Here is a 22,223-nt window from a genome sequence, read left to right as displayed (position 1 = left end):
GAGGCGAAGGACCTCACCCGGCCTCGGCCCTCCGCCGGGCCGTGACCGTCCACAGCCCGAGTACGACGAGCACCAGCGTGCCCGCCCCGATCCCACCCGCGGCAACCGCCTTCATCGCGGCGTCACCGCCTGCGGACCCACCCTCCGCTGCCGCCTCCCGGTCCTGGGCGGTGACCTCGAAGACGTTCGGCGGCACGGGCTGCCCGGCATACCCGGGACCGTCCTGCGCCGTCCCCTCGACCCGCACACGCAGCGTGAGCCCGAACGGCCCGTCGCCGAAATCCTCGGCCACCCCTGCGGCGAGGTGCACCACGAGGTAGTAGGAACCGGCGAACTGCATCACGTTCACCGGGGCGGTGGCGGCGTAACGATTGGCGTATCCGACAGGCGGCAGCGGCGCGAGAGAGGCGGACTTCTGCTTGCCGTCATAGCCGACGCTCGCCTCTTCGACGTCGGCGCGCACGGGGTTGTAGAGCGACATGGCGAGGGCGTCGATCGCGTAGCCCTGGCCGTCGCCGTCGACGCTGCCCAGTTCGGCGGTGGCGGACAACTGTCGGCCCCAGTCGACCGGGACCTTGTAGAAGAGTGTCTGCCCGGGCGAGATGTCGGCGCGCCAGACGCCCTGCCCCACGGCGGTCGCCCTGCTGAAGCCCGCGCCGCCCTGACTGTGCCTGGCCTGGCCAGGGACAGGAGTGGGCGAGGCGGAGTCCCACACCTTGGGAGGGCTCGTCGAACCTGTCTTCTTCAGAGCCGGTTCGGTCGCGGTGCTGAGCTCCAGGTCCCAGGCGCCGGACGAGGAATCGGCCGTACCGACACGTTCGACGACGACGTAGTACGTGCCGGCGCCCTGACAGACGGGACTGGCCGGGGCGGTCGTGCGGGCGCCCCACGCCGTGATGGGGTGCGGGCTCTTGGCTGCGCCGAAGCTCGCGCTCTCGTAGGAGCAGGAGTGGCTGTCGCCGTCCTCGACCGACACCCTGATGCCGTCGGTGACGGAGAGCTTGGCGCCCGGGCGCGGGACGGCGGTGACGGAGACGTACGTGTTCGATGCGGCGTCGAGTTCAAGGCTGTAGTAGACCTTCGCGCCCTTGGGGAGGGAACTCCGGTACGTCGTGCTGCCCTCGATGCGCTGGGCGTCCGCGGTACCGGCCGCCCCGACGACGGACCGGGCGCCCTCCGCGAAGGCATAGGCGGAGGCAGCGGAGGGGCCGTCGGAGTCCGGGCTCGCGGCTGCCGCCGCGGCGTCGGCCGGCCAGGACGCGGGCACCGCCGCCGTGCACAGCACCGCTGCCGCGGCCGCCACGCGCACGCGTGCAGACGGACGACCACGCCCTGCCCTCCCACGCCACCACGCCGTACGCCGCCCCATCACGCGCCACCCCTCGTCGTCGCCCGGACCGCTGGACCGTGGCCCATCCTGCCCCGCGACGTCGCACCTCATCCGCGCAACACAAAACCCCGACCGCAAGGACGGCCGGGGTCTGTTCAGATTCCGCTGTCGATACTCACGAACCCGTGGGCACGGAGTCAGTCGCCTCCGTCCACAGATCCTGCTCGGCGCGATCCGCCTGGATCTGGCGGTACACGAGGAGCCCGCCGATGGCGGCCAGTGCGACCAGGAGAAGCTTCTTCACCGCGCGACCTCGTCTTTCCTTGACGTAGGGGACCTCTGGCGCCCGACTATACACACCGACCGAGACCGATCGGTGACCTGCGTAGGCCCCCCAACTCCCCTCCGCTGGGCCGCAGTAGAACCGGAGTCCACCGCTCCGATCTGAGGGTGATCACACCCTCACCGAGGGTTATTTTGTCCCTGATTCTTAATATTTCCTGCCATTTGGGCCCATGGGGTGGTGTTCATCCGAACTTCGACGCGCCACGTGCCTAGGTCCACCACTTCGCGGCCGCCATACACATCATGAGGAAAGTACGCAAATCGCCCGACCCGAAAGTGAGGGGCCATGGCCCAGAACCAGGTCATGAAGCTGTGGACCGCCATCGTCACCGCGTTCCTCGCGCTGTGCACGACGCTCGGACTCATCACGACGACCGCCGCCGCGGCCGTACCGCAGACCGAGACGAACGGCAACAGCGCCACGCACGTGACGACGCCGCCGGTGTCCCGCTGGTCCTGGTCCTACGCCAGAGCCCTGCCCCCCACGATGAAGCAGCGCATCCGTGCCGAGGCCCACGGAAAGTCCCCCAGCTGCCGGCACCGTCCGCTCGCGGACGCCGACGACTGTGCGGACGCGGACCTGGAGACGGACACGTACCTCTCGGCCGCCGAGCCGTCCATCCCCCTCCAGCGCTGAGGCACCGCCCCGTATCCCAGACGTAACGGCGAACTTGCGTACACAATCCGCCCACGCGGAAGACCCCCAACCGCAACCGGTTGGGGGTCTTCGTTTGTTTGAGTCATTCCCCGGAGTCTGTCCCCGGACTTTGTCCCCGGAGTCAGTCTTCGGGAAGCGGCCTCTGGCACCCGCTGCTGGTGACGGCAGTGGCGGCCGCTGGTGACGGTGGCGACGGCCGATGTCGGCCGGAGGCGTCGCCAGTGGATGTCGGCCGGTGGATGTCGGCGCCGTAAATGCCAAAGACCCCCAACCGCGCTTGGTTGGGGGTCTTCGTGCTGGTGGGGCTAACAGGATTTGAACCTGTGGCCTCATCCTTATCAGGGATGCGCTCTAACCAACTGAGCTATAGCCCCGCCGCGCTCTGCGGGATGTGTCCCGCGCGCTGACTCCTGAAGATTAGCGCACGACGTGGGCAGTCCCAAAATCGGTTCTCGCGGGACCCTCCGCAGAGGTTTGAACCGGCGGTCGCAGAGAAGTCACTCGTCCTCGGCGAGCGTCAGCTCGATGCCGCCGACGAAGCCCGCCGAGAGGTTGTAGATGAACGCGCCGAGGGTCGCGAGAGCCGTCGCGAGGACCACGTCGATGACCGCGATGATCGACGTGAACATCAGGACGTGCGGAAGCGACAGGAAGGACTGCAGGTCGAAGCCGTTCGACTCGTTCGAGCCGGTCGCCTCGGAGATCGTGCCGCCGACCGTCGAGAAGACGCCCATCGCGTCCATCACCATCCACAGCACGGCGGACGCGACGATCGTGCAGATGCCCAGGGCGATGGAGAGCAGGAAGCTCACCTTCATCACCGACCACGGATCGGCCTTCGCCACGCGCAGGCGTGCCTTGCGGATGCGAGGCGTGGTGCGCGCGCCGGTGCGCGGCCTGCGTACCGCACCGGTGGGCGCCGGGGCCCCTTGGGCGGCTGCCGGATTCTGGTAGGCCTGCGGCGGGTGGTACGGCCCTGCGGGCTGCTGAGGCTGCCGTTCTCCCGGCAGCGGGGAGGCCGTCTGCGGCGGTGCCGGCTGGGCGGCCGGAGCATGCTGGGGCTGCGGCCTGGCGCCCGGAGCGGCCGGGCCCGTTCCAGCCTGGGGCTGCTGGGTCTGCGGGCCTCGGGAGTCCGTCACAGTTCCCCCCTGGGATCCATGCGTGTCGGGCGAGGGTGAGTCGGCCGCACCTGCGTCGATCGCGCGCAGTTGGGTCGTGTGCGGATCTGTCGCATGCGCGGCGGAGCCACGGCCGCCGCCGTCCGTTTCCGTACCCGAGGGGGTACCGGCCGATCCGGCGCCCGTGGCTCCGCTCACGATGACTCACTCCTCGTCCTACTCGGCCGAGGGCGCCTCACCCTCGTCCGTGCCGGTGGTCGCGGCAGCCTCGGCGGTCTCGTCCACGGCCACGTCGCCGTCGACTTCCTCCGCCTCGCGCCCCGCCTCGGCGTTACGAGCGATACCGACGACGGCATCGCGCTTGCCCAGGTTGATCAGTTGGACGCCCATGGTGTCACGGCCCGTCTCCCTGACCTCGTTGACTCGCGTACGAATCACACCGCCCGACAGCGAGATGGCGAGGATTTCGTCGGTCTCCTCGACCACCAGCGCGCCGACCAGCGAACCGCGGTCTTCCACGATCTTGGCGGCCTTGATACCGAGGCCGCCGCGACCCTGGACGCGGTACTCGTCGACGGCAGTCCGCTTCGCGTACCCGCCGTCTGTGGCAGTGAACACGAACGTACCGGGTCGAACAACATTCATCGACAGAAGTTCATCGCCCTCGCGGAAACTCATGCCCTTGACACCCGAGGTGGCCCGGCCCATGGGCCGCAGGCTCTCGTCCGTGGCGGTGAACCTGATCGACTGTGCCTTCTTGCTGATCAGAAGTAGATCGTCATCGGCCGAAACGAGCTCGGCTCCGATCAGTTCGTCGTCGGAACCGTCGTCCGTCTCCCGAAGGTTGATCGCGATCACACCACCGGCACGCGGCGAATCGTAATCCTTCAGAGGCGTCTTCTTGACCAGACCGCCCTTGGTGGCGAGGACCAGGTACGGCATCGCCTGGTAGTCGCGGATCGCCAGGATCTCGGCGATCGCCTCGTCCGGCTGGAAGGCGAGAAGGTTCGCGACGTGCTGGCCGCGCGCCTCGCGGCCGGCATCCGGAAGCTCGTACGCCTTCGCGCGGTAGACGCGGCCCTTGTTGGTGAAGAACAGCAGCCAGTGGTGCGTGGTCGACACGAAGAAGTGGTCGACGATGTCGTCCTGCTTCAGCTTCGTGCCGCGTACGCCCTTGCCGCCCCGCTTCTGCGAGCGGTAGTCCTCCGTCTTGGTGCGCTTGATGTAGCCGCCGCGCGTGATGGTGACGACGATGTCCTCTTCGGCGATCAGGTCCTCCATGGACATGTCGCCGTCGAAGGGCACCAGCATCGTCTTGCGGTCGTCGCCGTACTTCTCGACGATCGCGGCGAGTTCCTCGCTGACGATGCCGCGCTGGCGGACCGGGGAGGCGAGGATCTGGTTGTACTCGTTGATCTTCGCCTGGAGTTCGTCGTGCTCCTGGACGATCTTCTGGCGCTCCAGGGCGGCCAGTCGGCGCAGCTGCATCTCGAGGATGGCGTTCGCCTGGATCTCGTCGATCTCCAGGAGGTCCATCAGGCCGCCGCGCGCGATCTCGACGGTGTCGCTGCGCCGGATCAGCGCGATGACCTCGTCGATGGCGTCCAGGGCCTTCAGGAGGCCGCGCAGGATGTGCGCCCGCTCCTCGGCCTTGCGCAGCCGGAACTTCGTCCGGCGGACGATGACCTCGATCTGGTGCGCCACCCAGTGCCGGATGAACGCGTCCAGGGAGAGGGTGCGCGGCACACCGTCGACCAGGGCCAGCATGTTGGCGCTGAAGTTCGACTGGAGATCGGTGTGCTTGTAGAGGTTGTTCAGTACGACCTTGGCGACCGCGTCCCTCTTCAGGACGATGACGAGGCGCTGGCCGGTACGGGACGACGTCTCGTCGCGGACGTCCGCGATGCCGCCGACCTTGCCGTCCTTCACCAGGTCGGCGATCTTCTGCGCGAGGTTGTCGGGGTTGGTCTGGTAGGGGAGTTCGGTGACCACCAGGCACTGGCGGTTCTGGATCTCCTCGACCTCGACGACCGCGCGCATGGTGATCGAGCCACGGCCCGTGCGGTACGCCTCCTCGATGCCCTTGCGGCCGACGACGAGCGCGCCGGTCGGGAAGTCGGGGCCCTTGATGCGCTCGATCAGCGCGTCCAGGAGCTCCTCGTGGGAGGCCTCGGGGTTCTCCAGGCACCACTGGGCGCCCGCCGCGACCTCACGGAGGTTGTGCGGCGGGATGTTGGTGGCCATGCCGACCGCGATGCCCGCCGAGCCGTTGATCAGCAGGTTCGGGAAGCGGGCGGGCAGGACGGTCGGCTCCTGGGAGCGGCCGTCGTAGTTGTCCGTGAAGTCGACGGTGTCCTCGTCGATGTCACGGACCATCTCCATGGACAGCGGCGCCATCTTGCACTCGGTGTAGCGCATGGCCGCCGCCGGGTCGTTGCCCGGAGAGCCGAAGTTGCCGTTGGAGTCCACCAGCGGCATCCGCATCGACCACGGCTGCGCGAGGCGGACCAGCGCGTCGTAGATCGAACTGTCGCCGTGCGGGTGGTAGTTGCCCATGACGTCGCCGACGACACGGGCACACTTGTAGAAGCCCTTCTCGGGCCGGTAGCCGCCGTCGTACATGGCGTACAGGACGCGGCGGTGGACGGGCTTGAGGCCGTCGCGGACGTCGGGCAGGGCGCGCGACACGATGACGGACATCGCGTAGTCGAGATACGAGCGCTGCATCTCCGTCTCGAGCCCGACGGGCTCGACGCGCTGCGCGATGATGGCGCCCTCTTCAGGCGTGCTGGGAGTGTTCTCGTCGGCCATTGCTGGTGAGGATCCTTCCTGGTGCGGTCAGCTGAGACCGACTCAGATGTCGAGGAAGCGGACGTCCTTGGCGTTGCGCTGGATGAACTGGCGGCGCGCCTCGACGTCCTCGCCCATGAGGACCGAGAACAGGTCGTCGGCCTGCGCGGCGTCGTCCAGGGTGACCTGGCCGAGGACGCGGTGCTCCTGGTCCATCGTGGTGATGCGCAGCTCCTCGGCGTTCATCTCGCCGAGACCCTTGAAGCGCTGGATCGAGTCTTCCTTGACGCGCTTGCCGTTCTGCCGGCCCAGCTCGATCAGCGCGTCGCGCTCGCGGTCCGAGTACGCGTACTCGAAGTCGTCACGACCCCACTTGATCTTGTACAGCGGGGGACGGGACAAGAACACGTGCCCGGCCTCGACCAGCGGCCGCATGAAGCGGAACAGGAAGGTCAGCAGCAGGGTGCTGATGTGCTGGCCGTCGACGTCGGCGTCGGCCATCAGGATGATCTTGTGATAGCGCAGCCTGGCGATGTCGAAGTCCTCGTGGACTCCGGTGCCGAAGGCGGAGATCAGCGCCTGGATCTCCTGGTTCTGCAGGATCTTGTCGATCCTGGCCTTCTCGACGTTGAGGATCTTTCCTCGGATCGGGAGGATCGCCTGGTACTGCGGGTTCCGGCCGGACTTGGCCGAGCCGCCGGCGGAGTCACCCTCGACGATGAAGATCTCGCACTTGGTGGGGTCGTTCGACTGGCAGTCGGACAGCTTGCCCGGCAGGGACGCCGTCTCCAGCAGGCCCTTGCGCCGGGTGAGGTCGCGGGCCTTGCGGGCCGCCACGCGCGCGGTGGCCGCCTGGATGCCCTTGCGGATGATGTCCGCGGCCTCGTTAGGGTTGCGGTCGAGCCAGTCGTTGAGGTGCTCGTAGACCGCCTTCTGGACGAAGGTCTTCGCCTCCGTGTTGCCCAGCTTGGTCTTCGTCTGGCCCTCGAACTGCGGCTCGCTCAGCTTCACCGAGATGATCGCGGTCAGACCCTCGCGGATGTCGTCGCCCGTGAGGTTGTCGTCCTTCTCACGCAGCAGCTTCTTGTCGCGCGCGTACTTGTTGATGAGGTTCGTGAGCGCCGCGCGGAAGCCCTCTTCGTGCGTGCCGCCCTCGTGCGTGTGAATGATGTTGGCGAAGGAGTACACGCCCTCGCTGTAGCCGCTGTTCCACTGCATGGCGACTTCGAGAGAGAGGCTCTTCTCCTTGTCCTCCGCCTCGAGGTCGATCACCGTCGGGTGCACCGCCTCCCCCTTGCGGGAGTTGAGGTACTTCACGAAGTCGACGATGCCGCCCTCGTAGTGGTACGTGACGGTCTTGACCTCGTCCTTCTCGTCCGCACCCGCCTCGTCCGCCCCGGCGGTGGCCTTCGCGGACTCGCGCTCGTCAGTGAGTTTGATCGTCAAACCCTTGTTGAGGAACGCCATCTCCTGGAAGCGCCGCGAGAGCGTCTCGAAGGAGTACTCGGTGGTCTCGAAGATGTCGGGGTCGGCCCAGAAGGTGACCGCCGTGCCGGTCTCCTCGATGGCCTCGTGCTTGACGAGCGGCGCCGTGGGGACGCCCATCTTGTAGTCCTGCGTCCAGCGGTGACCGTCGGTCCTGACCTCGACGGCGACCTTGGCGGACAGCGCGTTCACGACCGAGACGCCCACGCCGTGCAGACCACCGGAGACCGCGTAGCCGCCGCCGCCGAACTTGCCGCCCGCGTGCAGCACGGTCAGCACGACCTCAAGTGCCGGCTTGCCCTCGGAGGCGACGATGCCGACCGGGATGCCACGGCCGTTGTCGACGACGCGTACGCCGCCGTCGGCAAGGATCGTGACATCGATGGTGTCCGCGTGACCGGCCAGCGCCTCGTCGACCGAGTTGTCGACGACCTCGTACACGAGGTGGTGCAGTCCGCGCTCTCCGGTCGAGCCGATGTACATACCGGGTCGCTTGCGGACGGCGTCCAGGCCCTCGAGGACGGTGATGGCGCTGGCGTCGTACGAGGCGGTGACCTCGCCGTTCGACGAGGTCACCACGCTGTTCTCGCCGGCGTCGGTGGACGGGATGTTCTCGTTGGGGTTGCCGGAATCGGCCACGAAGCGCCCTTTCTGGCACAGCACGAGCCAGGCTCGTCGGCGGGTTGCCGGAGCGGCTGCGGCATGTTGCGTTGGTAAGCCTTGTTCAGCGTTGCTCAGCTTTTCCCGGACGGTCCCCACGAATGGGGCGGGATTAGCTTCCAGTCTACCGGTAGCGCCGACAGTGATGGGGGTTTGCCGGTACCTGAGTCCGCATGTGGCGCCCTCAACCGGCATCTACCGGGTCCCCATATACGGAGCAGGGCTCCAAGAGGCTCACAGCGGCACTCAGCGCTTCCAGCTGTCAACCCTTGGCTACTTGGGAGTCAGGTAGCGATTCGCCGCCGTGTGCGGTGGTACGACAAAGCGGCCGCCGGCGCTGCGACGAGACAGCCGGCGGCCTGCAGATGTGAGGTCTGTCACCCGTATGTGTCGCCGGGGCCCGTGCTTCCGGGGGCGCGCAGGGGACCGTAGCGGCGGGCGGGGCCGCTGGGGCCGTTCACCTTGATCACCTTCACCGCGCCGTGCCCGAGATCCTCGTTGAGCCGGGCGACGAGCGTCGGGGCGAGCAGGCGCAGATTCGTCGCCCAGGCCGTGGAGTCACAGCGCACGACGAGCACCCGCTCGTCCTCGTCGTATGTGTCCGGCACACAGTGCTTGGCCACGTCCTCGCCCACGATCTGCGGCCAGCGGCCCATCACCCCGCCCACCGCCGCCGGGGTCTCCCAACCGCGCTCGGTGATCAGGCGGTTGATCGCAGCACCGAGCGCCATCGGGTCGCGCCCGTCGGCGCGCGCGCCGGAGCGCAGGCCGCCGCGCCGCGCCTGCTTCTTCTGCTGCGCCGCGTCCCCACGCGCGCGTGCCTGTTCCTTCGCCGCCCTGAGCGCCACGCGCGCGAGGTCGACACCGGACGGCTCGGGGGTCTTCTCGTTCTTCCCGGAGGCGGGCTCTTCGTTCGTCATGCGCGCTCCACCGTCCCGTCAGACACGGAGTACCGCGTCCCGGCCAGCACATGCGGCACATCGTCGTCCACCGCGGCGGTCACCAGCACCTGCTCGCCGGGTGCGACCAGTTCGGCGAGCCGCTCGCGGCGGCGGGTGTCGAGCTCGGCGAAGACGTCGTCGAGGACGAGCACCGGCTCGTTGCCCTCGGCCCGCAGCAAGTCGTAGGAGGCGAGGCGCAGCGCCAGCGCATACGACCAGGACTCGCCGTGCGAGGCGTACCCCTTGGCGGGCAGCTGACCGAGTTTGAGAAGCAGATCGTCTCGATGGGGTCCTACGAGAGTGACGCCCCGCTCGATCTCCTGCTTGCGCGCTTCGGCGTGGGCCGCCATCAGTTGCTCGTAGAGGTCCTCGCGCGTGTGGGCCTCGCCGGGGGCGGACGGCTTGTAGTCGAGGGCGATCGGTCCGCCGCCCGGAGCCAGCTGCTCGTACGCCTTGTCGGCCAGGGGCTGGATCGTGGCGATCAGGTCGAGCCGCTGAGCCAGCAACTCGGCACCCACGCGCGCGAGATGCTGGTCCCAGACGTCGAGCGTGGACAGGTCCATGGACCGGCCGCCGTGGCGGCGGGCCAGCGCGGCCGACTTGAGAAGCGTGTTGCGCTGCTTCAGGACCCGCTCGTAGTCGGAGCGCACCCCGGCCATGCGCGGGGAACGGGCGGTGATCAGCTCGTCGAGAAAGCGGCGCCGCTCGCCCGGGTCGCCTTTGACCAGGGAGAGGTCCTCGGGCGCGAACAGGACAGTTCGTACGATGCCCAGCACGTCACGCGGTCTGACCTGCGAGGATCTGTTGATTCGGGCCCGGTTGGACTTGCCGGGGTTCAGCTCCAGCTCGACCAGCTGCTGCCGCTCGCCCTGCTTGACCTGCGCCCGGATGACCGCGCGGTCGGCGCCCATGCGGACCAGCGGGGCATCGGAGGCGACCCGGTGGCTGCCGAGGGTGGCGAGATAGCCGACGGCCTCGACCAGGTTGGTCTTGCCCTGCCCGTTGGGCCCGACGAAAGCGGTGACGCCCGGGTCGAGTGGGACTTCGACCCGGGCGTACGAGCGGAAGTCGGCCAGCGACAGATGCGTGACGTGCATGGTCGTTCGCCGACCTCCCCCAGCGCTGTGGATCCGCGGCCGACCGGCCTGTGGATCTGTGGATTTCTTGTCGTCCTGTGGATTACTTCGTCTCTACGGCGTGGCCGCCGAACTGGTTGCGCAGTGCCGCGATCATCTTCATCTGCGGCGAGTCGTCCTGGCGCGACGCGAACCGCGCGAAGAGCGAGGCCGTGATCGCGGGCAGCGGTACGGCGTTGTCGATGGCGGCCTCCACAGTCCAGCGTCCCTCGCCGGAGTCCTGTGCAAAACCCTTCAGCTTGTCGAGGTGCTCGTCCTCGTGGAGGGCGTTCACCGCGAGGTCCAGCAGCCAGGAGCGGATGACGGTGCCCTCCTGCCAGGACCGGAAGACCTCGCGCACATCCGTGACCGAGTCGACCTTCTCCAGCAGTTCCCAGCCCTCGGCGTAGGCCTGCATCATCGCGTACTCGATGCCGTTGTGGACCATCTTCGCGAAGTGGCCCGCGCCGACCTTGCCGGCGTGCACGGCGCCGAACTTGCCCTCGGGCTTGAGGGCGTCGAAGACCGGCTGCACCTTGGCGACGTTCTCCGCGTCGCCGCCGTACATCAGCGCGTAGCCGTTCTCCAGGCCCCAGACCCCGCCGGAGACGCCGCAGTCGACGAAGCCGATGCCCTTGGCCGCCAGCTCCTCGGCGTGCTTCTCGTCGTCCGTCCAGCGGGAGTTGCCGCCGTCCACGACGACGTCGCCCGGCTCCAGCAGCTCGGCCAGTTCGTCGACGGTCGACTGGGTGGGGGCACCGGCCGGGACCATCACCCAGACCACGCGCGGGGCGCTGAGCTTGCCCACAAGCTCAGACAGGCTGTGGACATCGGCAAGGTCCGGGTTGCGGTCGTATCCGACGACGGTGTGGCCGGCGCGGCGGATCCGCTCGCGCATGTTGCCGCCCATCTTGCCGAGGCCGACGAGACCGAGCTCCATCAGTTGTTCCTTAGGTTGCTGTGTGGCGTGTGAGGCACGCTCGTACCTACGTCCGAGCCTAGCCCCGGGCACTCACGCACACCTGTGGGCATACGCGCTCAAACGTACTGCCCCACCTGCGGGTTTTCCCCAGGCCTGCAAGTCCTCTCCGCCGCCTGGGGACAGCTCCCCGCGCCTCAGCCGCTCAGCCGCACCGGCATGATCAGGTACTTGTAGGCCTCGTCCGCCTCCGCGTCCAGCGCCGGCTTGCCGCTCAGCAGCGCGGGCTTGGTGGACGTCGTGAAGGAGAGCTGGGCCACCGGCGAGTCGATGGCGCTCAGGCCGTCCAGCAGGAAGGTCGGGTTGAAGGCGATCGAGACGTCGTCGCCCTCAAGCTGGGCGTCGACCCTTTCCACAGCCTGTGCGTCGTCGCTGGAACCGGCCTCCAGGATCAGCACGCCCTGCTCGAAGCTGAGCCGCACCGGGGTGTTGCGCTCGGCGACCAGGGCCACACGCTTGACGGCCTCCACGAAGGGGGCGGTCTCGATCACAGCGACGGAGTTGAACTCCGTCGGGAACAGCGAGCGGTACTTCGGCAGGTCGCCTTCGAGCAGACGCGTGGTCGTACGGCGGCCCGCGCCCTCGAAACCGATCAGACCCTCGCCCGCGCCCGAGCCGGACAGCGCCAGGATGACGCTGTCGCCGCTTGTGAGGGCCTTGGCGGTGTCCAGGAGTGTCTTGGCGGGCACCAGGGCGACCGCGGACGCCTCGGGGTTCTCCGGCTTCCACAGGAACTCGCGGACCGCGAAGCGGTAGCGGTCGGTGGACGCCAGCGTGACGGTGTCGCCCTCGATCTCGATGCGCACACCGGTCAGCACCGGCAGCGTGTCGTCGCGGCCCGCGGCGATGGCCACCTGGGCGGCGGCGGAGGCGAAGACCTCACCGGGGACGGTGCCGGTCGCACTCGGCATCTGCGGCAGCGCCGGGTACTCCTCCACAGGCAGCGTGTGGAGTGTGAACCGCGAGGAGCCGCAGACCACGGTCGCCCGTACACCGTCTGTGGAAATCTCCACCGGGCGGTTGGGAAGAGCCCGGCAGATGTCGGCGAGCAGGCGGCCGGAGACGAGGACCGTGCCCTCCTCCTCGACCTCCGCCTCCACCGACACACGTGCGGAGACCTCGTAGTCGAAGCTGGAGAGGCTCAGCGCGCCGTCCTCGGCCTTCAGCAGGAGGCCGGCGAGGACAGGGGCCGGCGGACGGGCCGGGAGGCTGCGTGCCGCCCAGGCCACTGCCTCCGCGAGTACGTCGCGTTCCACCCGGATCTTCACTGTTGCCGCCTCCTGCTGTTGCCGGCGCTTCTCGGCCTGCCTGGCTTCGTCGTCTGTCTCGGTGTCGTCGGTCCCTGGGGAGGGAAGGACCACCGGGGACCAGTCTGACGCACGGCACTGACAGTAGGTGCCTCTCGCGGTCAAGTCGTGACGAGGGGCAGTCGGGAGCCGGACAGCGAGTTGTGCACAGGACCCCCTTCGAAACGAACTTCTCGCTCTCTCTAGTTGGGAGTAGTAGTAGGGGCTGTGGAAACCGTGGATAACCCTGTTTTCGCAGCTCAGAGGCAAGATTTTGTCCACTGCCCCTGTGGGCGGAGGCGGTGGACAACTCCGGGGTTCTGTGGAGAACGGAAAGTTCTGCACACCCCGTGCACAGCTTGAGGTGAGTTCTCCCCAGGGCCGTCCCCAGCTTTGCCCACGTTTCCCACAGGTGAACCCGGCACCTTTGTGTGACGGCTTTCACTCGACCCAGTGATCAGGCGCGTCACGTTGCCGAACAGTGGACAGTGATGTGGAGAAACCAGTGATCGCTGGGGACAACCGGGCTCTGCCTGTGGGTTGTCGGTGGACAACTTCGTGCACAGCTTGTGGATCACTCGTCTGTCCACAGTCTGTGGAGATCTTTCATCCACCAATCCACAACCACTTGACCTGCCTTGATGGTTCTTCAGCAGTTCTCCTGTGGATCGAGATCTGGACAACTCCGCAGTCCCCAGCATGTGGACGGAAGAAAGTCTCCCAATCTGTGGAGAGTGGCCGTAACCCGGCCTCTAATCGAACAGCAGGCGTCCGGACGTACGGCAGCGGCCGGCCGCGGCGGCCTGTGAAACGACGGAGGGCGCCCTCGGGAGTCGTCCCGGGGCGCCCTCGGCGGCGTACGTCGGCGGCTGTCAGCCGTTCTTGATGCGGTTCGTCAGCTCGGTCACCTGGTTGTAGATGGAGCGCCGCTCCGCCATCAGATTGCGGATCTTGCGGTCCGCGTGCATCACCGTGGTGTGGTCGCGGCCGCCGAACAGCGCGCCGATCTTCGGCAGCGAGAGGTCCGTGAGCTCGCGGCACAGGTACATGGCGATCTGGCGGGCCGTGACGAGCGCGCGGCCGCGCGAGGTGCCGCACAGGTCCTCGACGGTGAGGCCGAAGTAGTCGGCGGTCGCGCTCATGATGGCGGTCGAGGTGATCTCGGGAGCCGAGTCCTCGCCGCCGGGGATCAGGTCCTTGAGGACGATCTCCGTGAGGCCCAGGTCCACCGGCTGCCGGTTGAGCGACGCGAACGCCGTCACCCGGATCAGCGCCCCCTCCAGCTCGCGGATGTTGCGCGAGATGCGGGAGGCGATGAACTCCAGGACCTCCGGCGGGGCGTTGAGCTGCTCCTGGACCGCCTTCTTGCGCAAGATCGCGATGCGCGTTTCCAGCTCGGGCGGCTGGACGTCGGTGATCAGACCCCACTCGAAACGGTTCCGCAGCCGGTCCTCCAGCGTCACCAGCTGCTTGGGCGGCCGGTCGCTGGAGAGCACGATCTGCTTGTTCGCGTTGTGGAGCGTGTTGAAGGTGTGGAAGAACTCCTCCTGCGTCGACTCCTTGTCCGCGAGGAACTGGATGTCGTCGACGAGCAGGATGTCCATCTCGCGGTAGCGCTTGCGGAAGCTGTCGCCCTTGCCGTCGCGGATCGAGTTGATGAACTCGTTGGTGAACTCCTCCGAGCTCACATACCGCACACGCGTGCCCGGGTAGAGACTGCGCGCGTAGTGCCCGATCGCGTGCAGCAGGTGCGTCTTGCCGAGCCCCGACTCCCCATAGATGAACAGGGGGTTGTACGCCTTCGCCGGTGCCTCGGCGACGGCGACCGCGGCGGCGTGCGCGAAGCGGTTGGAGGCGCCGATGACGAACGTGTCGAAGAGGTACTTCGGGTTCAGACGTGCCGTCGGTTCACCGGGCCCGGTCGCCGGCGCGGGCTTCGCGGCCAGCGGGCCGGGGGCACCGCTGGAGGCGGGCAGCGCGGAGCCGACAGGACCGCCGCGGTGGACGTGCCCGGAACCGGACGACTGCTTGGGCAGCTCCCGGCGGGCGTCGCGCTGGTCGTAGTCCGGACGCGGCTGGTCGTAGTCGGGGCGCTGCTGGTCGTAGTCGGGCCGCTGTGCCTCGTACGACGGGCGCTCCATCGACTGCGGGCGGTAGTCCTGCGAGGGCGGGGCGTACGAGTCCTGTGACGGGGATCCGTACGAGTCCTGCTGCGGTGACGCGTAGGGGTCCCGCTCTGGGAAGCCGAGGCGCTGCTGCTGCCAGCTGTACTCGTCCTGCGACCTGTACTCGTCCTGCGGCGGGCGCGGCCAGGCGCCGGGCTCGGGGCGCTGGTACTCCGAGGGGTAGGCCGGGCGGGGGGTGGGGAGCTGGTCGCCGGGGGCACCCGGAAGCTGCTCGCCGCGTCCCGTGCGGCGGTCGTCTGCGCGGTGGCGGCCGTAGCCGTCGTACTGCCCGGAGGGGAGCTCGGGCTCCTCGTAGCGGGACTGGGGACGGATCGGCGGCGCCGGCGGGGCGGGGGGCTCGCCCGCGGAGTCATCGACGGTGATCGCGATCCGGATCGGGCGGCCGCACTCGCGGGTCAGCGTCTCGCTGACGATCGGAGCGAGGCGGCCCTCGAGCACGCCCTTTGCGAATTCGTTCGGTACGGCGAGCAGGGCGGTGTCGGCGACCAGCGCGAGCGGCTGGCAGCGCCGGATCCAGTGCTCGTCCTTGGTCTCCACACCCTGGCCCCGGCCCTCGCCGAGAAGTTGCTCCAGTACTCGTGGCCACACTGCGGCAAGATCGGCAGGTACATCAGCCACAGGGCACGCTCTCTCACGGGGTCCCACGAACGTGTGGTTGTGGGACGGGTCGGGATTCAAAGGGGATCGAGCCAAAACAAGGGGTCAAGGGAACGAACCGGGGTTCAGCCAAGGTAGTCAGGGCAACGGGTGCGGTTCAAGTTGTTGTCCCCAGGCTGTGGATAGTGTCTCTCAGTGACCGTTGGTTTGACCGGATGGCGTAGCCCCGCGTACCGTAACCAGGTCGAGTTGTCGATGGCTGCTGCCGCCTGCCTCCGATGGGCACAGATCGCGTCAGGTGATCGGGAAGCGGTGCACTCGGGCGTTAACGCGAGCTACTCGTGGGCGCACGGTGACAGCTAAGACGGCACCCCGCCATTACCGATTGATTTCTGGAGCCCCCGAGTGAGCAAGCGCACCTTCCAGCCGAACAACCGTCGTCGCGCCAAGACCCACGGCTTCCGCCTGCGGATGCGTACCCGTGCCGGTCGCGCGATTCTGGCGAACCGCCGCAGCAAGGGTCGCGCCAGCCTGTCCGCCTGATCCCGGTCAGGTCATGCCGTCGTGCTGCCCACCGAGAACCGGCTGAGGCGGCGCGAGGACTTCGCGACCGCAGTACGACGAGGGCGCCGGGCCGGACGCCCGTCCCTCGTCGTCCATCTTCGTAGCGGTGCCACGGACCCGCACGCGCCTGGGGAGAGCGCTCCCCCGACGCGTGCGGGTTTCGTCGTGAGCAAAGCAGTGGGCGGTGCGGTGATACGCAACAAGGTCAAGCGCAGACTGCGCCACCTGATGCGGGACCGAGTCGCCCTGTTGCCCCCCGGTAGCCTGGTAGTCGTACGAGCGCTACCCGGTGCGGGTGACGCCGACCATGCACAACTGGCCCAAGACCTGGATGCCGCCATTGAGCGGTTGCTGGGAGGGGGCGCACGATGAAGTACCCGCTGCTGGCTCTGATCAAGCTGTACCAGTGGACCATCAGTCCGCTGCTAGGGCCGGTGTGCAAGTACTACCCGTCGTGCTCCCACTACGGGTACACGGCCATCGACCGGCACGGTGCGATCAAAGGCACGGCGCTCACCGCCTGGCGCATCCTGCGGTGCAATCCGTGGTCGCTCGGCGGTGTGGACCATGTGCCACCGCGCAAGCGCCCGCGGTGGCACGAAATGCTGCGCGACGCGTGGCGCGCACGCAGGGGCGGGCCCTCCGCCGCCGAAACGGCCACCGAGGAGAACCTTCCTTCGAGCCCGGCCGCAGAGACTCCGTCCCATGCCCAAGGAGCATGATTAGTGGACACGATTGCCAGCCTCTTCAGCTTCATCACGACACCCGTTTCATGGGTCATCGTCCAGTTCCACTCGATGTACGGGAAGATCTTCGGTCCCGACACGGGCTGGGCCTGGGGCCTGTCCATCGTGTCCCTGGTGATCCTCATCCGTATCTGCCTGATCCCGCTCTTCGTGAAGCAGATCAAGTCGACCCGGGCGATGCAGACGCTGCAGCCCGAGATGAAGAAGATCCAGGAGCGCTACAAGAACGACAAGCAGCGTCAGTCCGAAGAGATGATGAAGCTGTACAAGGAGACGGGCACCAACCCGCTCTCCTCGTGCCTTCCCATCCTGGCGCAGTCGCCGTTCTTCTTCGCCCTCTATCACGTGCTCAACGGCATCGCGACGGGCAAGACGATCGGTGTCATCGACGATTCGCTGCTCGCCAGCGCTCGTCAGGCACACATCTTCGGTGCCCCCCTGGCCGCGAAGTTCACGGACAGCGCCGACAAGGTCGCCCAGCTCGGTGCCACGCTGACCGACGTCCGTGTCGTCACCGCGATCATGATCGTCATGATGTCGGCGTCGCAGTTCTACACACAGCGCCAGCTGATGACGAAGAACGTCGACACGACGGTGAAGACGCCGTTCATGCAGCAGCAGAAGATGCTGATGTACGTCTTCCCGGTCATGTTCGCCGTCTTCGGCATCAACTTCCCGGTCGGTGTCCTCGTCTACTGGCTGACCACCAACGTGTGGACCATGGGTCAGCAGATGTACGTGATCCACAACAACCCGACCCCGGGTTCCAAGGCGCAGGCTGCCTACCTGGAGCGTCTGACCAAGCACGTCACGCAGCATGGCAAGGCCCGCAAGCGCAGTGAGCGCACCATCATCAAGGCGATCGTCACCAAGGGCCGTGACCGCAACGAGTTCGAGCGCAAGTTCATCAACTCGCTGAACAAGGCCGGTCTCGCTGCCCAGACCGACGGCACCGTGATGCAGAGCGAGAGTGCTGCCGCCGCGCAGACCGAGGACGGAATGCCGACGACCGGCGGTGCCGCTGCCGCTCCCAAGCGCCAGCAGCCCAAGCGGCAGACCAAGGCCCAGCGGCAGTCCGGCCCCAAGGGTACCGGCGAAGCCGAGCCGAAGACGTCGTTGAGCAAGTCCGACGAGCCGGAGGACGTCCAGCCCCCCGCCGTTGCCAAGAAGCCCGAGCCCAAGACCGGCAGTGGCACCCGCAGCAAGGCTCAGTCCGGGCAGCGCAAGGGCCCGCAGCGCCCCAAGTCCCCGTCCAAGAAGTAAGAAGGAGCCCATCCCGTGACGGAAGGCACCACCTCCGCCGCTGTCGAGGGTGCAGACACCCTGACCCGCCTGGAGCAGGAGGGCGAGATCGCAGCGGACTACCTTGAGGGTCTGTTGGACATCGCCGATCTCGACGGCGACATCGACATGGACGTCGAGGCCGACCGCGCCGCTGTCTCGATCATCAGCGACGCGGGCGGCCGAGACCTGCAGAAGCTGGTCGGCCGTGACGGGGAGGTGCTTGAGGCGCTCCAGGAGCTCACGCGCCTGGCCGTGCACCGGGAGACCGGAGACCGCAGCCGGCTGATGCTGGACATCGGCGGCTACCGCGCCAAGAAGCGCACCGAGCTCTCCGAGCTGGGTGCGAAGGCGGCCACCGAGGTCAGGAACACCGGCGAGCCGGTGAAGATGAAGCCGATGACCCCGTTCGAGCGCAAGGTCGTGCACGACGCGGTCAAGGCTGCGGGCCTGCGCAGCGAGTCCGAGGGCGAGGAGCCGCAGCGCTTCGTCGTCGTGCTCCCGGCCTGATCGGTCCGTTACGTTCCTCCGGCCCCGTCTGTAGCGCAGGCGGGGCCGAACTTTGTCAGCCTGATAGTTCTGTTGGTCGGCGCCCGGTGCGCTGATGCGGTACGGAAGGACGGTCCCCGTGAACGAGGCAGCGGAGCTCCCCCCTGCGCCCGAGCAGGCGCGTGAGGTGTTCGGCGATCGCTTCGCGGACGCGGTCCGCTATGCGGAGCTGCTCGCTGAGGCGGGCGTGCAGCGCGGGCTCATCGGCCCTCGCGAAGTGCCTCGCCTCTGGGAGCGGCACCTGCTTAACTGCGCGGTGCTCTCCGAGGTCGTGCCCGAGGGGGTGACGGTGTGCGACGTCGGCTCGGGTGCCGGCCTGCCGGGCATTCCTCTGGCGCTGGTCCGTGAGGACCTCAAGATCACGCTGCTGGAACCTCTGCTGCGGCGTACGAACTTCCTCACCGAGGTCGTCGAGCTGCTGGGCTTGGACCATGTGACCGTGGTCCGGGGCCGTGCCGAGGAGGTCATGGGCAAGGTGCCGCCGGTCCATGTCGTGACGGCACGGGCCGTGGCTCCGCTGGACCGACTGGCCACGTGGGGCATCCCACTGCTGAGGCCGTACGGCGAGATGCTTGCACTCAAGGGGGACACCGCTGAGGAGGAGCTCAAGAGCGCGTCCACGGCACTGAGCAAGCTCGGTGCCGTGGAGACCTCGATCCTGCATGTGGGTGAGGGCGTGGTGGATCCCCCGTCCACTGTTGTCCGGGTCGAGGTCGGTGAGAGCCCCGGCGGTGTGCGCTTCGCGGCGAAGAAGGCCAAGGCCGCTCGTACAGAGCGAGTGCGGCGGCGTCGCTGATCCGCCCTGACGACGAGACGTACTCCACACAAGCTGCCAAACCTACGCACGCCGGAGTGTCGCGGCAGTTCGGCCCCTGCTGCTGTGCATCGTGTTTCACGTGAAACGTCGCTCACTGCTGCACGGCATTATCAGCCGCGGCCGGGCCGCGGCCGAACCCCGCGACCGTAAGCCTCTCGGCTCGCTCGGAGAGGCGCCCCTACCCAACAGTGCTCGGTCCCCCGTTGGGGGCACGGAGCTGTCCACAGAGGTGGATTTCTCCACAGAAGAACAGGCCTCACTGGTTCGCGACCCCGAAGGCATGGGAGGCTCTGTTCATTGCGAGCCTGAAGTCGAGGAGAGTGAATCCTTGCGGTCCGACGCCAACATCGCGGGACCGATGACCGATCCGGTCCCCGGTCCCCGTACCGAGTCGATGGGGGCGGATGTTTCACGTGAAACACCGCCTCCGATGGACGACACTCCGATCGGTCGTGCTGCCCAACTGGCCGTGGAAGCTCTGGGCCGCGCCGGCGAGGGCCTGCCACGGCCTGAGCAGACACGCGTCATGGTCGTTGCCAACCAGAAGGGCGGGGTCGGCAAGACGACGACGACCGTCAACCTTGCCGCCTCCCTGGCCCTGCACGGCGCCCGCGTCCTGGTGATCGACCTCGACCCACAGGGCAACGCCTCCACCGCTCTGGGAATCGACCATCACGCGGAAGTCCCGTCCATCTACGACGTTCTGGTCGAGAGCAGGCCTCTCGCGGAAGTCGTCCAGCCGGTCCCCGACGTCGAGGGCCTCTTCTGCGCGCCCGCCACGATCGATCTCGCCGGTGCGGAGATCGAGCTGGTGTCGCTGGTGGCGCGGGAGAGTCGGCTGGAGCGAGCCATCCAGGCCTACGAGCAGCCGCTGGACTACATTCTGATCGACTGCCCCCCTTCGCTCGGCCTGCTGACGGTCAACGCGTTGGTGGCCGGCGCGGAGGTTCTCATCCCGATCCAGTGCGAGTACTACGCGCTGGAGGGACTGGGTCAGCTGCTGCGGAACGTCGACCTGGTGCGGGGGCACCTCAACCCCACGCTGCACGTCTCGACGATCCTCCTCACCATGTACGACGGCCGAACGCGTCTCGCGTCCCAGGTCGCGGACGAGGTACGCAGCCACTTCGGCGACGAGGTGCTGCGAACAAGCATTCCCCGGTCGGTCCGTATCTCCGAGGCGCCGAGTTATGGCCAGACGGTGCTGACCTACGATCCGGGTTCGAGCGGTGCGCTGTCCTACCTTGAGGCGGCACGAGAAATCGCACTGAAGGGTGTCGGCGTGACCTACGATGCGCCGCATGCTCACATCGGTGCCCAGAGCGACCCGAGCATGGTGGAAGGGCTTCAGTGAGCGAGCGACGGAGGGGTTTGGGCCGTGGTCTCGGCGCACTGATCCCGGCTGCACCTACGGAGAAGACGCCGACCCCGGCTGCGATGGGGGGCGCGGGTTCTGCGTCCCCGTCGGCGGTCCCGGTGCTGACGACCGACCGCGGGATTGCCGCGGCGAAGGTGGCTACGCTGCCGCCTGTTTCACATGAAACCGAGGAGCCGTCGCTGAACGGCACCCTGGAGGTGCCCGCGCCTCCTGTGGGCGCCTACTTCGCGGAACTCCCCCTCGACTCCATCACGCCGAACTCGCGCCAGCCGCGTGAGGTGTTCGACGAGGACGCGCTGCAGGAACTCGTCACCTCCATCAAGGAGGTCGGTCTCCTCCAACCGGTCGTCGTACGGCAGTCGGGCCCCGCTCGGTATGAGCTCATCATGGGTGAGCGTCGCTGGCGGGCCTGCCGTGAAGCCGGTCTCGAGGCGATCCCGGCGATCGTGCGGGCCACGGAGGACGAGAAGCTCCTCCTCGACGCGCTCCTGGAGAATCTGCACCGGGCGCAGCTGAACCCTCTGGAAGAGGCTGCCGCGTACGACCAGCTTCTGAAGGACTTCAACTGCACGCACGACCAGCTGGCCGACCGCATCGGGCGCTCTCGTCCGCAGGTTTCCAACACCCTGCGGCTGCTGAAGCTCTCGCCGGGGGTTCAGCGTCGCGTGGCCGCAGGGGTCCTCTCCGCCGGTCATGCGAGGGCACTGCTCTCCGTCGAGGACTCGGAGGAGCAGGACAGGCTGGCCCACCGGATCGTGGCCGAGGGACTGTCCGTGCGGGCCGTCGAGGAGATCGTGACCCTCATGGGCTCGCGTCCGCAGACGACCCAGCGCTCAAAGGGTCCACGGGCAGGCGCCCTCGTCTCTCCGGCGCTGAGCGACCTCGCGAGCCGTCTCTCGGACCGTTTCGAGACGCGGGTGAAGGTCGATCTGGGGCAGAAGAAGGGCAAGATCACCGTCGAGTTCGCCTCCATGGAGGACCTCGAGCGGATCCTCAGCAGCCTTGCTCCCGGCGAGGGTCCGGTCCTGCAGAAGAGCCTTCTGGACGACGACTCCGAGGACGAAGAGGCCTAGAGAGCCGATGGCTGACGGGGCGGTTTCGCCCGGTGGACCGACAGAGCGGGCCGTGTCCGGTGTGTACCGGGACACGGCCTGCTCTTTGCTTTCAGGCAGTATCGATGCAATCGCTTCGTGGATACGATGCGTGCGGGTATGGCGCATCCACCTGGCAGTACCTCTGAGAGGGAGGCAGGGGCCATGCGAACGATGAGCCGCTCCGGACTGGTGAGGGCAGGCCTGGGGCTGGGCGCGGTCGGCGGCTTCGTCGGCAGCCTCCTCAGAGAGCGGAGTGCTCTGACAGCCGCCCGTGACGCGGCGGGCGAAGGAAGCGAGGAACAGC

Annotated in this window: 19 protein-coding genes and 1 tRNA gene; 9 read left to right on the top strand and 11 right to left on the bottom strand. The window is 67.7% G+C overall.

The genetic code is table 11. The features are described from left to right. Positions 1–13 precede the first annotated feature (13 nt). Together OOK07_RS21565 and OOK07_RS21560 are read right to left on the bottom strand one after the other, a co-directional pair. Entirely contained in the window at positions 14–1,309 is a 1,296-nt protein-coding gene (locus tag OOK07_RS21565) for a hypothetical protein (protein ID WP_323182980.1), read from the bottom strand. A 196-nt stretch (positions 1,310–1,505) separates the two neighbouring features. After that, positions 1,506–1,634 (bottom strand): DLW-39 family protein, encoded by a 129-nt coding sequence (locus OOK07_RS21560; protein WP_003999697.1) that lies wholly within the window; start codon positions 1,632–1,634, stop codon positions 1,506–1,508. A 327-nt stretch (positions 1,635–1,961) separates the two neighbouring features. On the opposite strand from OOK07_RS21560, the gene OOK07_RS21555 reads away from it, so the two are divergent. Next, positions 1,962–2,312 carry a DUF6344 domain-containing protein gene (locus OOK07_RS21555; protein ID WP_266798011.1) on the top strand — a complete coding sequence of 117 codons (351 nt, stop codon included), beginning with the start codon at positions 1,962–1,964 and terminating at the stop codon, positions 2,310–2,312. 318 nt (positions 2,313–2,630) lie between these two features. On the opposite strand, the gene OOK07_RS21550 is transcribed toward OOK07_RS21555, so the two are convergent. From OOK07_RS21550 to dnaA, 9 genes are all read right to left on the bottom strand, one after another. Next, positions 2,631–2,707: transfer RNA gene (locus OOK07_RS21550), tRNA-Ile, on the bottom strand. 123 nt (positions 2,708–2,830) lie between these two features. Further along, a complete protein-coding gene (locus OOK07_RS21545; protein ID WP_266682428.1) occupies positions 2,831–3,649 on the bottom strand; it encodes a DUF3566 domain-containing protein in 819 nt (272 codons plus the stop codon). 18 nt (positions 3,650–3,667) lie between these two features. Continuing rightward, a complete protein-coding gene (gene gyrA / locus OOK07_RS21540) occupies positions 3,668–6,262 on the bottom strand; it encodes a DNA gyrase subunit A (protein WP_266682427.1) in 2,595 nt (864 codons plus the stop codon). A gap of 42 nt (positions 6,263–6,304) precedes the next feature. Then, the gene (gene gyrB / locus OOK07_RS21535) at positions 6,305–8,389 is read right to left on the bottom strand and encodes a DNA topoisomerase (ATP-hydrolyzing) subunit B (RefSeq protein WP_323178102.1); all 2,085 of its coding nucleotides are present in this window, start codon (positions 8,387–8,389) and stop codon (positions 6,305–6,307) included. A 374-nt stretch (positions 8,390–8,763) separates the two neighbouring features. After that, complete coding sequence (locus OOK07_RS21530; RefSeq protein WP_266682426.1) at positions 8,764–9,306, bottom strand: DciA family protein; 543 nt, start codon at positions 9,304–9,306, stop codon at positions 8,764–8,766. Continuing rightward, the gene (gene recF, locus OOK07_RS21525; protein ID WP_266682425.1) at positions 9,303–10,424 is read right to left on the bottom strand and encodes a DNA replication/repair protein RecF; all 1,122 of its coding nucleotides are present in this window, start codon (positions 10,422–10,424) and stop codon (positions 9,303–9,305) included. The genes OOK07_RS21530 and recF overlap by 4 nt, the downstream gene beginning before the upstream one ends. 82 nt (positions 10,425–10,506) lie before the next feature. Further along, positions 10,507–11,382 carry a phosphogluconate dehydrogenase (NAD(+)-dependent, decarboxylating) gene (gnd, locus tag OOK07_RS21520; protein ID WP_266682424.1) on the bottom strand — a complete coding sequence of 292 codons (876 nt, stop codon included), beginning with the start codon at positions 11,380–11,382 and terminating at the stop codon, positions 10,507–10,509. Between the two features lie 176 nt (positions 11,383–11,558). Beyond that, positions 11,559–12,689: a DNA polymerase III subunit beta gene (gene dnaN, locus OOK07_RS21515; protein WP_266520453.1), complete on the bottom strand. Its 1,131-nt coding sequence runs from the start codon at positions 12,687–12,689 to the stop codon at positions 11,559–11,561. Between the two features lie 890 nt (positions 12,690–13,579). Continuing rightward, positions 13,580–15,511 (bottom strand): chromosomal replication initiator protein DnaA, encoded by a 1,932-nt coding sequence (gene dnaA / locus OOK07_RS21510; RefSeq protein ID WP_266798008.1) that lies wholly within the window; start codon positions 15,509–15,511, stop codon positions 13,580–13,582. 384 nt (positions 15,512–15,895) lie between these two features. Between dnaA and rpmH the strand changes: the two genes are divergently transcribed. From rpmH to OOK07_RS21470, 8 genes are all read left to right on the top strand, one after another. Next, positions 15,896–16,033: a 50S ribosomal protein L34 gene (gene rpmH / locus OOK07_RS21505; RefSeq protein WP_005482975.1), complete on the top strand. Its 138-nt coding sequence runs from the start codon at positions 15,896–15,898 to the stop codon at positions 16,031–16,033. 21 nt (positions 16,034–16,054) lie between these two features. After that, the gene (rnpA, locus tag OOK07_RS21500) at positions 16,055–16,426 is read left to right on the top strand and encodes a ribonuclease P protein component (protein WP_266583108.1); all 372 of its coding nucleotides are present in this window, start codon (positions 16,055–16,057) and stop codon (positions 16,424–16,426) included. Continuing rightward, a complete protein-coding gene (yidD, locus tag OOK07_RS21495) occupies positions 16,423–16,776 on the top strand; it encodes a membrane protein insertion efficiency factor YidD (RefSeq protein WP_266517796.1) in 354 nt (117 codons plus the stop codon). Before rnpA ends, yidD begins: the two co-directional genes overlap by 4 nt. Positions 16,777–16,779: 3 nt before the next feature. Next, positions 16,780–18,063 carry a membrane protein insertase YidC gene (gene yidC, locus OOK07_RS21490; RefSeq protein WP_266682422.1) on the top strand — a complete coding sequence of 428 codons (1,284 nt, stop codon included), beginning with the start codon at positions 16,780–16,782 and terminating at the stop codon, positions 18,061–18,063. A 15-nt stretch (positions 18,064–18,078) separates the two neighbouring features. Continuing rightward, positions 18,079–18,591, top strand: coding sequence for a Jag family protein (locus OOK07_RS21485; RefSeq protein ID WP_266682421.1), 513 nt, complete (start codon positions 18,079–18,081; stop codon positions 18,589–18,591). 118 nt (positions 18,592–18,709) lie between these two features. Next, positions 18,710–19,426 (top strand): 16S rRNA (guanine(527)-N(7))-methyltransferase RsmG, encoded by a 717-nt coding sequence (gene rsmG / locus OOK07_RS21480; RefSeq protein WP_266682420.1) that lies wholly within the window; start codon positions 18,710–18,712, stop codon positions 19,424–19,426. A 301-nt stretch (positions 19,427–19,727) separates the two neighbouring features. Further along, the gene (locus tag OOK07_RS21475) at positions 19,728–20,801 is read left to right on the top strand and encodes a ParA family protein (protein WP_323178119.1); all 1,074 of its coding nucleotides are present in this window, start codon (positions 19,728–19,730) and stop codon (positions 20,799–20,801) included. Next, positions 20,798–21,898: a ParB/RepB/Spo0J family partition protein gene (locus OOK07_RS21470; RefSeq protein ID WP_266798005.1), complete on the top strand. Its 1,101-nt coding sequence runs from the start codon at positions 20,798–20,800 to the stop codon at positions 21,896–21,898. The genes OOK07_RS21475 and OOK07_RS21470 overlap by 4 nt, the downstream gene beginning before the upstream one ends. Positions 21,899–22,223 lie beyond the last annotated feature (325 nt).

This window comes from Streptomyces sp. NBC_00078 (genome assembly GCF_026343335.1).
GTDB lineage: Bacteria > Actinomycetota > Actinomycetes > Streptomycetales > Streptomycetaceae > Streptomyces.
This window is presented reverse-complemented; position numbering and strand designations above follow the sequence as displayed.

Coding starts and splice junctions, on each gene's coding strand:
- OOK07_RS21555 (WP_266798011.1), top strand. CDS start 1,962: ATGGCCCAGAACCAGGTCATGAAGCTGTGGACCGCCATCGTCACCGCG.
- gyrA (WP_266682427.1), bottom strand. CDS start 6,262: ATGGCCGACGAGAACACTCCCAGCACGCCTGAAGAGGGCGCCATCATC.
- OOK07_RS21530 (WP_266682426.1), bottom strand. CDS start 9,306: ATGACGAACGAAGAGCCCGCCTCCGGGAAGAACGAGAAGACCCCCGAG.
- recF (WP_266682425.1), bottom strand. CDS start 10,424: ATGCACGTCACGCATCTGTCGCTGGCCGACTTCCGCTCGTACGCCCGG.
- gnd (WP_266682424.1), bottom strand. CDS start 11,382: ATGGAGCTCGGTCTCGTCGGCCTCGGCAAGATGGGCGGCAACATGCGC.
- yidD (WP_266517796.1), top strand. CDS start 16,423: ATGAAGTACCCGCTGCTGGCTCTGATCAAGCTGTACCAGTGGACCATC.
- OOK07_RS21475 (WP_323178119.1), top strand. CDS start 19,728: ATGGGAGGCTCTGTTCATTGCGAGCCTGAAGTCGAGGAGAGTGAATCC.